The following is a 14296-nucleotide window of genomic DNA, read 5'->3' as shown; positions in this document are numbered from 1 at the left end:
TCACATGGCCGGACGGACAACGGACGGATCGCTTTAGCGATCAATCAGGCCGCGCAGGATGGCCTCCGCCCGCATCGAAACGGCCGTGTAAAGCTGCGCGGCCTTGATGGACTTGCGCCTTCCCGGGTCATTCTGAGCGATGTTGGGATCAGATAGGAGGCGCTGGAACCGAGCCCTGCGCCACGCTTGCACGCGGCGAAGGCGCGGCAGAATCGCCGACTGCTCCTCAATGCTGACCCGCTTCTCACTCGTCACACCGGTCGCTCCTCTTGAGGTTGTGAGCGTAGCGCAACTCTCGGCGCCTGTGGAAGAGGTTCCCGGTATCCTACGGGTAGGCGAACTCCAGGCCTTTTTTCGCCACTTAGCTAGTCTTGCTTGAGATTTCCGGGCTCTGAGCCCCCTGGAATTTTCCGCGTTCTAAAGGCTTGCTTACAACCACATAGTTTGTTGGCGCGCCGAACGAGGCAAAAAGTCTGATATCTGCGATTATAAACACGCCATACTCGGTGCTTTTGATTTGTAACCCGATCTCATGCAGCGCGTCCGAGGGGGTCTCTTCGACATCGAGCCCGCCGACCCGTGGCGATAATCATTGGGTAAGAAGCGAATAAAATCTCTCACCAGCGGATGCAATCCCTTCACACCGTATGCTGACACAGCCAACTCCAAGCCCAATTTTCGCTACATCGCCGCCCAGCAGTTTCTGCAATCGCTCAATTTCGATGTCGCGCCGATCGTGACCGTCGGCGCGCTCGGCGGAACCAAGAAGCAGATGGTGGAGATCGCCCGCGCGGTGCTGCACAAGGCCAAGGTGATCAAGCAGAGATAACTGGACGCTGCGAACACTGGAAGAAGCCGCGGCAGATCGCGTGATGGAATTTCGCCAAATCTGTACAGGATTAATTTCTGTTAGTACGAAGATGGATCGCCGCCACGCTGCGTGGTAGGCCTCTGGAACCAACGGTTTGTCCGACGATGAGACCCTAAAACTGCGCTCCGGACAGGATTCTCCCTTGTCGGAGGGGCGGCTCCAGCGTGGGGTGCACGCGCCGTGGGCCTCATCCGCCGGGGCCTCTGCCTAGCGCTTCTCGGCGTCTTCCAAAGAAGCCTTCATCTCCAACAAGGCTTCCTTGAGCGGCGGCAGTTCATCCTTGACCGCCTTCCAGACAATCTGGCCATCGACCCGCTGATATTCATGCCGCAGGATGTTGCCTATGCCAGCAATATCTTTCCAGCGGACGTCCTTATGTGGCGTTTTTAATTCACGGGTAAGGTGGCGGCTGGCTTCAGAAATAACCTCGATTCCACGCTCTACCGCCGAACGCAAACCCATGAACGCTGGTAGTCCCGAAAAGACTTCCCTTTGATTGCCTTCTCAATACCCTGAATGGCTTCCAGCATGTCGTGGATGCGGAGCAAAGGCGTACGCGTTGGCATCAGAAGACCCGTGTGGCCTCAGATTCGATCTTCTTTCGGATTAACGGGTGCAACCCGTTCCGGGTGGTCAAATCGACTTCAACGCCCATGCCTTGCTGGAGCAACCGCTTGACGGCTACCAAGTCAAAGGCATTGAACTTGCTACGAGGGTCGTAGTCGAGAAAGAGATCCAGATCACTTTTGCTCGTAGCCTGGTTACGAGCCGTCGAGCCGAACAGATACAACGACGCCGCTCCCCGCTCCTTGAGAGGGGTGGCGAAAGTACGAAGTTTCTTAATGGCTTCAGTTCGGTTCATGCGGCGAATCCTATTATAAACATATGGGGATCGCCAAAAGCGAATTCTAGTGGATCGAGCTTCTTGGATGGCGCCGTTGACCGCCTTGCTATTGGGCTTGTGCGGGGGCGTATTTGTTCTTTCTTGTCTCAACACCTCGCTCAACCTCGAAGCTCCGATCTGACGGATGGATGCCATATTGCGCGTCACAGCCCGGCTACCAACCACGATTAGGTACGGCGCAGGATCGTGCGAGAGCCGATCAACGTGTCCTCGTATCCGCCAGTCGTCCGAACGCGGATTGGTGAAGCTGCACGATCAGCGGGCGGCGAATATTCTGGCAGGCTTTGGTGGCGGCAAGAGCCGCTCCAGCCTGCTCCATCAGCCCGAGCTCTTATGGAGTTCGGCGTTACAAAGGCGCATGAGCGCTCAGTCGGTCCCGGAGGGCCTGCCGACCGGCGACGAGGTTGTCGAGATCCAGCAGTTCGTCATCGATCCGCTGTGTTTGCGCCATTCGTACAACCAGCGTCCGCGTGGCGTCCAGCACAAAGACGCCGCAATCATGGCGGTTGCGCTGCTGGGCCATCTGGGCAGGCTGCAAGCTGGCGCCCAGCCTTGCTGCGAGTTGCTCGGCCTTGGCGCTGTTATATCCCCGCAAGGAGTCGTAGTGATAGGCAACCACCGCTTCCGGATCGCGACGATCGACGAGCAGCAGCGACCAATGCGTACCTTGGCCGCTGGCACCCCCATCGTTCACTGGCAGGAACAAGAAGTTGGCGGCATCATTCTCGTTTTCATCCTTGATGATCCCCCACAAGGCGTCCTGTCGGATGTGATCGTCCTCGGTCAAGCGCAACAGATGTGCTTGTGCGGGCCGCAAGAACCGCGTCCGGGCGGCCAGATCCGGATTGTCGCTCTGCAACTCCTGCTCCAGGAGTGTGTAATCCGCCGTAATATGCTCGTCGCCCAGCCACTCCGTGTCGCCGAGCAGCCGCGGAGGCTGCAGTGGGATGCCCGATCCAGAGGCCTGTCCAACCGGTTGATCCAGACGGCCGGACGAGTTTTCGCGACGACTCCTTCGTAGGGATTTGTCAAAAGCTGACTTAAAACACCACCACAGTCCGCAGCCTTTGGCACTTTTCGGGATCGCGGACGTCGAAGCGCTGGTCGATGACGATGTCTCTCCCACATGTTTCGGCACGCCTTCGACGTCCGCCATCGCGGGCTCTAGAGACTGAAGTCCATGTCCCGGAACGAGCGTAGCGCTAAGTCCTCGCGGATTATCTAGGGTGGCCTCCTTTGTCCCTTGCCCGAGCTCAGCCGTATAAGGCCGACCATTGATGTAAAAATGTGGCCGCGGCTGGAGCGGTGTCGCCGGCAGGACGCCTTTTTTGTCCATTGAACCGACCAGAGGACCGGGTGCCGATTGGCAACCATGGTCCCATCCCAAGCCGACGATATGTGTGAAGTCTTCTGCATGTCTGAAGTCTTCCGCCGGCACGGTGGCCTGTATCTCGACCGCAATGTATGGCAGCTGGGATGGCAGATCCGAGCGGCTCGAAGTGGGGCTTAACGGCGCAAGTCGCTCAAGATCACCGACGGCCGGGGATGGCTCAGCACGTGCAGACCGCGATGGCGACATTGGCAACGTCCTCCCAAAGAACCCGTCGCAGGATCGGTTGGAATTGAAAGTAGCGTAGTCTTCGCGGTCATCAACCTCGAACGATCCGGCGTTGGAGCACGGGACCGACGGCCAGACCATGACCTCCACTATAACGCGCACTTGCCTCACACGTGAAGGCGTATAGTAATGAGATAGTTCGAGATGTCAGACTGAAGAAGATATTCTCAAGTGGCATCCGCCCTGAGAACATTTTTGACGCAAGCTCATCATGGCTCACTGGTCCCTCGAATTTCATTTCGACAAGGATCCCGACTTGGGGGCCAGTCTCGCAACATTTCCCATGTTCATTATGAGCGACCTGAATGGGTAGACACATCGCTGACACGATCACCAGAGAATTCTCCGACCACACGACGAGCCCATTCGGACGCACGACCGGCTGCTGAATTATCATCCAGCGGCGTCTCGTGAGAGTGATGGTTCCACATACCCCGTGAAACAAGCGCAAACTCCCGGCCGCGTCTGTTGACGCGCCCCACGCGCACCAACACAGTTTTCCCAAGAGAGGACGGCTCGATCCTGAGCACGCAGAAGCCATGGCAAATGCAGATGGCCGCTCGCTTCGAATTCGTGATATATACCAAGATACAACGAACGAACCGAAGTGAACCACAATTTGACGTAGATATCATGAAATCACGGCAGTACTGCCGTGGCTTTCTCTGCGCACAAGAATGAGGCAGGCCATGTTCGATGCTCAATGCGATCTCGCCGCCGTCGTCTATGAAGCAGATCAAAATCCTGACTCGGTTCTGCATGATTTCGCGACAGACCTGAGCGCGCAAGGCCATCGAGTTGTCGGTATGGTGCAGGTTGGTCAATGCGACGACTCCAGTCTGTCTGGTGTGCTGGTCCACAATGGTGAACAGTTATCTCTTGCCAAAAATCTCGCCCCGGCTGAGCACAGCTGCCGTCTAGATCTCGAACGGCTCCAGAACGCAGCCGCGCGGATTGCCGGCGCGCTTGAGGCCGGAGCCGACCTCATGATCATCAATCGCTTCGGCAGGCGAGAGCGCGCCGGCAAGGGCCTGGTCTACTTGATCGAGCGTGCACTCGATGCCGACATTCCCGTGGTGGTCGCAGTCGCCGACCATCGTTTCACTGATTGGATCGAATTTGCAAATGGCATGAGTGTAAGACTTGCGTGCGATCGTGACGCTCTGGGCCGCTGGTGGCGCGGACTCTCAAACGGGCATTCAACCCCGCACGAACGCCCGACGATCTGCGAAATACTAAAATAGTTGAACCGTGTGGTACGATCTTTCCCTGAGGTACGATCTCCGCTCACATCCGTCACGAGATGGCGGACGTCTGCTGGAAGGCGCTGACACAGCGTTTGCTAGGCGATCGGCCTGCCCTACCACGGCATCCGCTGTGCGACCTCGATTACAATAAGACATTGCTAGAACTCGGAGGTCGACACAGCGGCACGGATCCAGACATGTCCTGGGAACCGATCGGGCATTCCTGTGATCTTGACGTCCTTGCCGAACTGCAGCACGAGGCGGGCCGTGCGACACGGTGGAGAATATCCACGCAGTCCATGCCTGGCCGCGTTCGCGATGGGCGCCGGGGACAGTTTCGCTTGTTCGGTGAGGTCGCACCTCGGCAACCGGAAACGGCCGTCATAGAGCGGATGGCCGACCCATACCGTCACTTTGACATTCTCATGAAGCTTTTCCGATCAGGTGCGGGCCTCGCCGCTGCATCACGACCAGCACCGTTCGCAATTGCGCTCAGGTAGCGATCGTGTGGTGCAGCATCATGAAAGACATCATGGCCGGGACAAGCCCGGCCAAAATGAAGAGTGCGCCAAATCAGTTGGAACTCGGCGCGGGAACGGCAGCCGGTTGCGTGACCGCTTGCGGGGCGCGTCCAACGACGACGGTCAGAAGCCCTCGGCCCCATAATCGCTTCGCGACCTGTCTGGCATCGTCCAGCGTCACCGCATCGACGATAGCGTTCTGCTTCTCGATATAGTCGATCGGCAATTTATCGATCTGATATTGCAGCAATGCCTGAGCCAGTTTGGAGGATGTATCGAGCTCGAGCATCTGCGAGCCCTTGAGGTAGGACTTGGCTTCGTCGAGCTCCTTCTGGGTCGGTCCCTCCTCGGCAATGCGGCGTGTCTCCCTCTCGACCGCACTGATGGTCTGGCCGGCGCGATCGGCGCGCGTGCCGGTACTGCCGATGACCACGGCCGAATGTTCCATCCATAAGAGGGATCCAGACACCGAATAGGCCAGCCCCCGCTTCTCCCGCACCTCGTGAAAGAGCCGCGAGGACAATCCGGCGCCACCCAGGATGTGGTTGACGACATAGGCCACCATGAAGTCCGGATCGCCGCGTCTCACACCAGGCCCCCCGAAGGCGATCACGCTCTGCGGTACGTCGAGGGGAACAAAGACGAGCTGCGGCGGCGCCGCCGCTTCGATATCGGCAACCGGCTTGAGCTTCGCTTTGGCTGGGAGGGCACCAAACGTCTGGTCTAGCAGTTTGCCAAGCGTTGCCTGATCGACGTCACCAACCACCGCGATCTTCAGCGTATCCCTGGCAATCACATGGCTGTCATAGTCCTTCAGGTCTGCCACCGTGATGGTGGGGACAGTCTCGAGGGTGCCGTTGGCCTGACGCCGATACGGATGATCGCGAAAAGCGATTTCCAAGAATTTGCGGCTCGCAAGCGCGGTGGGATCCGTAGTGTCACGGCGCAGGCTCGAGATAACCTGCGAACGGACGCGTTCGACATCGGCCGTTTCGAAATGCGGCGAGGTCAATGCCATCCGCAACAGATCGAAGCCTTCGTCCTTGTTGTCGCGAAGCATCCGCAGGCTGCCGCGGAATAGGTCAGAGGTCGCGCTGAACGAGAGCCTGATAGCGCGCCGCTCAAGCCGCTCGTGGAAGGTCTTGGAGTCGAGATCGCCGGAGCCTTCGTCAAGCAGACCGCACACGAGCGTGGCGCCCCCCAGTTTGTCAGTAGGGTCTTGCGCTGCGCCGCCAGCAAACGCAAATTCCATCGCGATCAGCGGCACGGTCGCATCCTGCACGAACCAGGCCTCGATGCCGCCGGGCGAGATCAAATGCTGGACTTTTACCGCAGCCTGCGACGGAGACACCGCGGATACAGTGAGTGCGACGCCAGTCACAAGGCTCAGCGCGAGGCGCCTCGCGCGAAGGAAGGAATAGGTCACGGACGCTTCTCCTCGCGCTTTCCGGTGGTGGTGTCCTTGATCAGATAGCCGGTGACCGAGCGCTTCTTGTCGAGCCATTTTTGCGCAACAGTGCGGAGTTGCTCCGCAGTGACGGCGCGGATGTGGTCCGGCCGGCTTCGGATGTCCTCGATGGACAGGCCCGCGCTCAGCGCGCCGCCGTACTGGTACGCCAGCAGGGCCTGGTTGTCCTGGGCATAGATCGCTGCCGCAACCAGCTGCGTCTTCGCCCGCTCCAGATCTTCGGCCCGGATCGGGTTCTGCAAGATGTTAGCGATGACGCCGTCGATCACGTGCTCGACCTCCGCGAAGCTGACGCCCGGCTTGGGCCGGGCCGCGATCGCAAATTGCGTCGGATCAAGCGAGATGCTCGAATAGTAGGCGCTCGCCGAGACCGCCAGTGGCTGGTCGACGACAAGAGCGCGATAGAGATAGGAATTGTGGCCGCCGCCCATCACTTGTGCGAGCACCTCGAGCGCCGCGCTTTCGCCGGGAGCCGCGGTCGGGGCCGAGGGCACCAGATAAAAGCGCCCCACGCTTGGCTGCTCGACGCGGGGGTCCGACAGCGTGACGGTGCGCGGCGCGGCCGTTTCCGGCTCCTGGGGGCGAATGCGCCGCGCCGGGATCGCGGGCTGCGCCGGGATCGGACCGAAACTGCGCTCGACCAGCGGACGCACATCGGCGGCCTCGACGTCGCCGGCGATCACCAGGATCGCATTGTTGGGGGCATAGAAGCGGCGGTAGAACGCCAGCACATCCTCGCGATCGAGCTTCTCGATCTCCTGGTGCCAGCCGATCACCGGCCGGCCATAGGGGTGGTTGAGGTAGAGCGCGGCCATGATCTGCTCGTTCAGGCGTGCGATGGGATTGTTGGCGACCCGCATATTGTATTCCTCAAGCACGACGTCGCGCTCAGGCGGCACGTTCTCGTCCTTAAGAACCAGGCCGGTCATACGATCGGCCTCGAACTCCAGCATGGTCGGCAGGTGTTCGCGCCGAACATGCTGGAAGTATGTGGTGTAATCATCGGAGGTGAAGGCGTTTTGGTTGCCGCCGATACGAAACACGGTCTGGGAGAATTCGCCGAGTGGATGCTTGTCGGTGCCCTTGAACATGAGATGTTCAAGGAAGTGAGCGAGCCCGGACTTGCCCGGTGTCTCGTCGGAAGCGCCGACCTTGTACCAGATCATATCCGTCACGACAGGCGTGCGATGGTCGGGGATCACGACCACCTGAAGCCTGTTACTGAGCGTGAAGCTGGCAGGTGGCGGCGATGTGACTGCCTGGGCGAATGCGCCGCCGGCGGAGAGAGTGCAAGTCGTGAGCTGTGCGGCAAGAAGGCATGTCGCCGATCGGCATGAGAACATCGGGATCTTTGTCAACAGCCGTCCCCAAATGTCGGAGAGGAAAGCACGCCGCAGCGTTGTCATCGGCAGAGAGCTGCCGGATCGGGATGGCCCTTTAGAAGCTCCATTGCGGTGTTTGGGATCAAGGAAAGAGATCATGATCGGATCCAATGTCTGGTTGTGCTAGGCTCTTGCGATCGATCCAATCGAGAGCTTGTGCTTTTCCCGCGGGACCATCGTCGGTCCAACGCGTATGCGCACATCCCAAAGCATTGCCTGTGCCAAAGAAGAAACTCTCCTAAATACAATGGGTCACCGGAATGAGCCCTGTCGCAGGTCCAACACCGTCATACATCGGACAATGCTTTGTTGACCTGTTGGCCGCCTCTAACGGCGGTTTGGCGACATTCGCGCGCTGCACAAAAATACAATGGTCGGCCGACGACGGCTCAATCGTCACTGCCGATCGTACCTTGAGATGGCTGCCGCCCTGAACCGCGAGCCACGCTTGCACGCCAGTGGAAAGCCCCCAGACCAACACGGCCGACGCCATCGTAACGACCTTCAAACGCGACTATGTGTCCGGATAAATCTGCTTCCCAACATGTGAGCCGTCTTTCAATTCTGTGGCCGGCTCAACGTAAAAAAATTTACAAGACCGCTGCCCAGCAGTCGTCGCTAGCTCCGAAGGCCTGAATGCCTTCTAAGGCGTCTCGCGCGATGCCCTACAATTCGTCTGAACAACGACGAGCCCGCGCTTGGTGATCGTGGAGACGCACAACCGTCAATGGACCGGAGCGATCAAGGCGCAGCTCGATGTCATGAGCTATAGCGACGATAGCCCACCAGCTCGGAAACTCCATTCATCTCAGCGAAATAGGGATGGGCGCCTTAACTGCCTTCCCGCAACGTTCAAATGCGGGGACTGACGCTGTTAGCATTTGAGCCCAGTGCCCTAGTTCGATTTTTCAAGTATCCTGGTTCGGATTAAGCGAACGGAAACGGAGGCTTGCCGGTGTTCTCGGTGGGCTACTGAGACGGCATAGAAAATGTTCTAGGACGATTAGTTTTTATGGGTCGCGATCCGTTCTTATCGCTCGGCGAGCGGAATGAGCCGTCGTCTCCGTGGGTGAACGGAGTTCCTATCGACAGGCATAAATTGCACTAGCTTGCCGAATTCCCCGGGCGTAGGTTCCAGCGCCAACGCAGGAGTTGTGTCATGGGCAATGACATACTTAACAGCGTAGTCATTGTGTTATTCGGGCTGAGCCCGCTCGTCATGATCGGCATCGCAATGTATGTGCAGTAGGGGCGCCTCATTTGGCCGGCCCTTCCGCTCCTTTGCGTGACCTGGCCCTCGGGGCCGGTAGATGGTCCCAGCAACCGCCGCTACACAGGCCCCCAAGGTTGCTGGGGCCGCTTAACAGGAGGCCGCCTCGGTTTGCGCCCTCCTGGCGGAATTGATGACCCGATCTCATACGGCCATCCGCTCTGATAACTGATATCTGAATTTTTCCTTCCTGCCGAAGCTCAGCTATTGCGAGCGCCAGCAGCTCGCGCTGCGGATGACGCAGAAGCGCTTTGCCCGCCTCTTCGCCCCTTCGCTACGCTTTGCGTTCAGTTTCTTACGCGATGCTTACGCAAGAGTGATCACAGAACTCCTATGCGCCCTCCCGAAATGAGGCACGGTAAAGCTCCTCAATCGTTTCTATTTCTTCCGTGGTGAGCTGAACGAACTCGTTTTCTCTCGCCCGCTTCGACAGCTTTCCTTCGTTTTGCCGTAGAAAGCCAAAGAGGTTGTTGAGCGTTCGCTCGGGCATATCGATCATACTTTCGATGCCAGCGCGGAAAGCATCGAAACTGCGAAGAAAGTTGGTCTCGTTTGGCAGGTCTTGCTCGATAGTTTGACGCACGCATTCATATAAGAACTCTGCATGCGGCGTGGCATCGAAGAAGCGGTAGAAGTCAGCTGTGTCGTTGAGAACCTTCACATTTCCCTTCGGCGCAGCCTCCCATCGCACACAAGGGAGCAGCCTGCTGGAATAGCTTTCCAGCACACTCTTGTACTCGGCGATTCTATCGAGAATCGCTGAAGACACCGGGAAATGCAGTCCAGCAGGATTAAACCCGCGCCGCGACAGAACGTGGTGCATCAGGTATCTATGAATACGTCCATTGCCGTCTTCAAACGGGTGGATGTAAACAAATCCGAATGCGAGCACTGCTGCGGCTATAACGGGATCGAGATCGTTTTCTGCTGCATGGTCGAAGGCGATCAGCCCCGCCATAAGCGAAGAAATATCCTCGTGCCGCGCACTGATGTGGTCCGGGATTGGCCTTTGGGTGTCGCGATCATGCTCGCCGACAAAGCCGCCTTCTTGTCGGAATCCCAGTCTCACAAAGCGCTCGTCGGCGATCACGATGCCCTGGAGGCGCAGAAACTCCTGCTGATCGAGCGGTGCGCGACCAGCTTCGCCAATCGCACGACCCCAACGCTGAATGCGATCTTGGGGCGGTCTTTCGCCCTCGATCACGTAGCTTGACTTCGAGTCCTTCAGCAGGAGAAAGGCCGCCGTCCGCGCAAGCAGATCCTTGGGGACTTCGCTGACAACGGCACGCGCGCGCTCTTTCCAATCCTGCGCGATAAATTCGTTCAGTGCGGGCGTCTTGAAAACGAGCGGGCAAAATTCCGGGGTGCCGGGAAGGTTGTCGCGGACCCGATGCCGGACGGAGTTTGTGCCAATCCCTGCAAACTGGAGGTCGGTATCGATGGCATCCACATACGAGACCTTGTCTGTGATCGACAGCTTAAGCTGTCGGCCGAGCAACCACTCGTACAGAAACCAAATACGCCGTGTGTAGATGCCGGTAGGCTTCTGCCGCACGAACTCTGCGATTTCTCCCTCCTGTACGGCAAGGAAAAGCCGCTTCAAGACGGCAAGATCTACCCCCTCGTTTTTGAGGGCAAAAGTCAGGTGTCCCTCAAGAGAGGCCTCCGGGGCATGTCGAGGTGTGTAGATGCGCCAGCTGTCCTGTTCAATAATGCGGTGCTTGGTGCCGATGGCCGAAAGGGTCCGGGGAACCGGGACGGGAAGCCTATAAGCGTGGATCAGGGCAGCGTAGCCCGCTGGGACGGCGGTCTCTGGCAGCCGTCTATCGTGAAAAACGCTCACCGCCCCCGAAAAATGCTCGCTCATGATTGATCCATGTGAAAAACGCCCCCATCACTCGAATTTTCTTCACGGAGTAGCCTCGACGCCGAAATTTAATTCTATACTGTGAAAAATGATCGCTCAACATATTTTATGTGAAAACTGTTCTCCCGCCGGATTTGAAAGGTTCCCGTGCCATCGGGCTGTCCGAGAGCGCGATATCAGCCACCAGCGGGTAATCACGGTACAGTCGCGATATCACCGTCAGCACGGCGGCAGGCCTTCGCGCGCGCCACGTTGCGGCACGACCATCGCGGAAGCCATTTCCTGATGTACCGAGGCTGCGCCGAACGGCACGATCGAAATGGTGCGCATACTCCACGACAGAATGGACTTTTGGCGCCGCGTCCCATCTGCTCAACGCGAACACCGATAGAGCCGTAGCATCGCAGAGGACGCCGCGCGCCTCTAGACGCCAGGGCGCTCCAACAATCACAAAAGAACTGAGCTCCCGGCTCCCTCGCGCGGTTCGATCGTTGTCGTCCAGCCCAACTCTCCTTCGCCAAGAGTCCATTCGGGCATCTCCCGAGGCGCCAGTTCTAACTGGAGATCCCAGGCCAGCGGCTCGCGCAAAACGACATTGACTAGGCGACAAAGGATGCCGTGAGCCTCGCGCCCGGGCAGCAGAGAGCGAAACTGCTGCTGGTTGAGCGGCCCGAGGCAAATCCGGAATTTGCCCGCAACATCCGGCATGGTGTCGCCAGCAAGGGTATCAATGCCAAGCTGAAGGCTTGGCTTGCCTAGGCGCCAATGGGCTTCCGGTGGAATATCAATCTCGCGCCAGATCAATTCGTCGACCCGGGCCGGAACATTGAGATGGCTCGAAATCACGCCGGCCACAAGGCGTGCCGATCGGCTGGACAACGCAAGGACACCGGCATGAGGCAGCAGCCGCGCCCGCCATTCCCGTTCGTCGGTTGTGCTTTCTCCTGGCAAGAGCCCAAAGAGCGCACCGACCAGCACCGAAATCGCGTCGGTCCCCCCCTCCTCAAACCGCAAATGGTGGCGATAGTACCGCCAAATTCGCAGCAGCAGGCTGATCAGACGGTGATTGAAGAAATCGAAAAACTCGCCGAGCGATCCCGTGCCGTCGGCGTGCATGACACGTTCGGTGTAGAAGGGCGGCAGCGGCGACGATGGGCCGTGCAGTCCGAAGGGATTGACGTACACCTCCACCCGCTCTGTTGCGGCCTTGACCTGTCTGACTTGCGCGATCTCCTCGGCGGGAAAGCCGAGCATCGGCGTCGCGCGAAAGCGAACCGCCTCGCGCGCGGGATCGTCAGTGGATCCGATTGGGGGAGCGTTGCCAAAACGCCGTTCGAGGAGCGCGGCGAGCGAGAAGAATCCGTAAGCCGCAAGCTCACTGAGATCCTCGGGCGCGCTCAGAACGGGTTGATCGATCCGGTTCTCGCTGGCCATGTGTAATGTGCGTTGCTTTCCGTGCCGCGGACCGAAAACCGGTGCAGCATATTGATGCCGGCGAAGGTCGCGAAGAAGGCATCCAGCACCGAGCCTAACAGGAACAACTCGCCCTCACCGCCGATCTTGCTGTCGACCAGAGCCAACTCGACGTTGCGCATACGGATCGGGGCCCCGCGCACCACGTGATCGCTGTCGGACGTCACGAACTGATCAAGTCCCTCGAGCAGCAACTCCAGGCGCCGGCGCGCCTGAACGTCATAGACCGCACGGAAATCGTAGCTGGCAATGATGGTCCGCAGCGTATCGACGTTGACCATGGCGCCATAATTGCGCGCCAGATTGGCCGTCAGCCGCCGCAACAGGCCATCATTGAGCGGTGGCGGCACCTCTGCAACGACCGCGGTGATGTTGGAGAACGTGACCGAGCGAGGCGTGTCAGAGGTCGGCATATCGACGGCACCGACTGGCAACCGGTCGGCGATCGGTCCGTTGGAGCAGGTCAATTGCAGCGATGCGACATCGATCGGCGGGTGCTGGCCGACGTCGAGCCGGTCGACGAAACTCACATAATGGTCGACACCCCGGCCGATCACAGCGGGGCGGACCCGCTCGCGGAAGTAGGCGCGGTTGCGCTCAGCGCCGGGCAGATCGTGGCGTAACAGCTCGAATGGCTCGAACTCGATACGTTCGGGGCGCCCTTGCACATAGCCGGTCACACGATCCACGGAACGGATGCTGAAGTTAGGCCCTCCGGCGGCAAGCACGCGGTGTTCGGTCTTGGTCCGCTCCAGACGGATCGGCGAGGCCTCATGGCTGAAGACATTGATGGCCGGCGTGCAGTTCAAGCGAATCTGGTCCTTGCTTACTCGCATTTGCGCGGGAAACGGACGCTGAAATTCGAAGCTGAGCCTGCACTCCGTCTCGACGTGGGCCCCCACCGGCTCGAGACCAGACAGTTCGACGTAGAGAAATTTGGACGGATAAGCCAGGTACTCCTGAATGATCCGCAGTCCAGCGAAGCCATTATGTGGCCAGGGAAAAACCGCCTCCTCATCCCTCCATCCGATTGGCGCAATCTGCGCTGCCTCGATTACTGCGACCTGTCGATCCGCCACGGTGACGGTTACCTGCCTGACGTGGCGGCACAGCCAGGTCAATAGGTGGCGCCCGACTTGTGGCTCTCGCTCGGTTGAAAAGAAGAGGCGGAGCCGACCGTTCTGAAGACATGAGAGGTTTTGCTGGCCGGTTGCCTTGATACCCAAGGTCAGGCGCGCCGAACCCGTCCGGTTCTCGAACTGAGCGTCAGTGATCTGCAGCGGCAGCACATCAATTGAGTAGCAGGTGACGAACGCGCAGCTCGTGCCCTCAAGTGGACGCGAGCGGACGCTGGTGCCGGCCGGCACGTTCAGGCTCGCTGCGCTCGCCGATTGGTTCAAAGCAAAGCAGAGCGTCGTGATGGGGGGCAGGGGTTGAAGATAGTGTGGCCATACCATCCGCAACAGGCCATGGACGAATTCGGGAAACTCGTCGTCGAGCTTCTGGCGCAGGCGGGCGACAAGGAATGCAAAACCTTCCAACAACCGCTCCACGTCGGGATCGGTGGCCTCACGCCCAAGGAACGGCGCAAGCTTCGGATTGGCTAAAGCGAAGTCGCAGCCGAGCTCGCGCAAATAGGACAACTCATCCTCGTAATAAGGATTGAGCGCCACCG

11 protein-coding genes are annotated in these 14296 nt (G+C 59.0%); 2 read left to right on the top strand and 9 right to left on the bottom strand.

The window, feature by feature from the left end; translation table 11 throughout:
* Window positions 1–33 precede the first annotated feature (33 nt).
* A complete protein-coding gene (locus QMZ05_RS21970; protein WP_353702630.1) occupies window positions 34–255 on the bottom strand; it encodes a hypothetical protein in 222 nt (73 codons plus the stop codon).
* 337 nt (window positions 256–592) lie between these two features.
* Between QMZ05_RS21970 and QMZ05_RS21965 the strand changes: the two genes are divergently transcribed.
* The gene (locus QMZ05_RS21965) at window positions 593–829 is read left to right on the top strand and encodes a hypothetical protein (RefSeq protein ID WP_353702645.1); all 237 of its coding nucleotides are present in this window, start codon (window positions 593–595) and stop codon (window positions 827–829) included.
* A gap of 249 nt (window positions 830–1078) precedes the next feature.
* On the opposite strand, the gene QMZ05_RS21960 is transcribed toward QMZ05_RS21965, so the two are convergent.
* The 3 genes from QMZ05_RS21960 to QMZ05_RS21950 form a co-directional block, all read right to left on the bottom strand.
* Window positions 1079–1333: a HepT-like ribonuclease domain-containing protein gene (locus tag QMZ05_RS21960; RefSeq protein ID WP_353702629.1), complete on the bottom strand. Its 255-nt coding sequence runs from the start codon at window positions 1331–1333 to the stop codon at window positions 1079–1081.
* Window positions 1334–1436: 103 nt separating this feature from the next.
* Window positions 1437–1733 (bottom strand): nucleotidyltransferase family protein, encoded by a 297-nt coding sequence (locus QMZ05_RS21955; protein WP_353702628.1) that lies wholly within the window; start codon window positions 1731–1733, stop codon window positions 1437–1439.
* 388 nt (window positions 1734–2121) lie between these two features.
* Complete coding sequence (locus QMZ05_RS21950) at window positions 2122–2931, bottom strand: Ulp1 family isopeptidase (RefSeq protein ID WP_353702627.1); 810 nt, start codon at window positions 2929–2931, stop codon at window positions 2122–2124.
* Between the two features lie 1151 nt (window positions 2932–4082).
* Between QMZ05_RS21950 and QMZ05_RS21945 the strand changes: the two genes are divergently transcribed.
* Window positions 4083–4637, top strand: coding sequence for a DUF2478 domain-containing protein (locus tag QMZ05_RS21945; RefSeq protein WP_353702626.1), 555 nt, complete (start codon window positions 4083–4085; stop codon window positions 4635–4637).
* A gap of 576 nt (window positions 4638–5213) precedes the next feature.
* Here the strand turns inward: QMZ05_RS21945 and QMZ05_RS21940 are convergent.
* The 5 genes from QMZ05_RS21940 to tssF form a co-directional block, all read right to left on the bottom strand.
* On the bottom strand, window positions 5214–6587 hold the full coding sequence (locus QMZ05_RS21940) for a pitrilysin family protein (RefSeq protein ID WP_353702625.1): 1374 nt from the start codon (window positions 6585–6587) through the stop codon (window positions 5214–5216).
* A complete protein-coding gene (locus tag QMZ05_RS21935) occupies window positions 6584–7972 on the bottom strand; it encodes a pitrilysin family protein (protein WP_353702644.1) in 1389 nt (462 codons plus the stop codon). The genes QMZ05_RS21940 and QMZ05_RS21935 overlap by 4 nt, the downstream gene beginning before the upstream one ends.
* Window positions 7973–9612: 1640 nt before the next feature.
* Window positions 9613–11148, bottom strand: coding sequence for a Fic family protein (locus tag QMZ05_RS21930; RefSeq protein ID WP_353702624.1), 1536 nt, complete (start codon window positions 11146–11148; stop codon window positions 9613–9615).
* A gap of 447 nt (window positions 11149–11595) precedes the next feature.
* Window positions 11596–12582: a type VI secretion system baseplate subunit TssG gene (gene tssG, locus QMZ05_RS21925; RefSeq protein ID WP_353702623.1), complete on the bottom strand. Its 987-nt coding sequence runs from the start codon at window positions 12580–12582 to the stop codon at window positions 11596–11598.
* Window positions 12546–14294, bottom strand: a complete 1749-nt coding sequence (gene tssF / locus QMZ05_RS21920; protein WP_353702622.1) for a type VI secretion system baseplate subunit TssF — start codon at window positions 14292–14294, stop codon at window positions 12546–12548. Before tssF ends, tssG begins: the two co-directional genes overlap by 37 nt.
* Window positions 14295–14296 lie beyond the last annotated feature (2 nt).

Source organism: Bradyrhizobium sp. INPA03-11B (assembly GCF_040446015.1).
GTDB classification, from domain to species: Bacteria; Pseudomonadota; Alphaproteobacteria; order Rhizobiales; family Xanthobacteraceae; genus Bradyrhizobium; species Bradyrhizobium macuxiense_A.
The sequence above is the reverse complement of the archived record's forward strand: the minus strand, read 5'-3'. Positions and strand labels throughout refer to the sequence as shown.

Excerpts from the sequence above, each read along its gene's own strand:
- QMZ05_RS21960 (WP_353702629.1), bottom strand. The coding sequence starts at position 1,333 with ATGGGTTTGCGTTCGGCGGTAGAGCGTGGAATCGAGGTTATTTCTGAA.
- QMZ05_RS21955 (WP_353702628.1), bottom strand. The coding sequence starts at position 1,733 with ATGAACCGAACTGAAGCCATTAAGAAACTTCGTACTTTCGCCACCCCT.
- QMZ05_RS21950 (WP_353702627.1), bottom strand. The coding sequence starts at position 2,931 with ATGGCGGACGTCGAAGGCGTGCCGAAACATGTGGGAGAGACATCGTCA.
- QMZ05_RS21945 (WP_353702626.1), top strand. The coding sequence starts at position 4,083 with ATGTTCGATGCTCAATGCGATCTCGCCGCCGTCGTCTATGAAGCAGAT.
- QMZ05_RS21935 (WP_353702644.1), bottom strand. The coding sequence starts at position 7,972 with ATGTTCTCATGCCGATCGGCGACATGCCTTCTTGCCGCACAGCTCACG.
- QMZ05_RS21930 (WP_353702624.1), bottom strand. The coding sequence starts at position 11,148 with ATGAGCGAGCATTTTTCGGGGGCGGTGAGCGTTTTTCACGATAGACGG.
- tssG (WP_353702623.1), bottom strand. The coding sequence starts at position 12,582 with ATGGCCAGCGAGAACCGGATCGATCAACCCGTTCTGAGCGCGCCCGAG.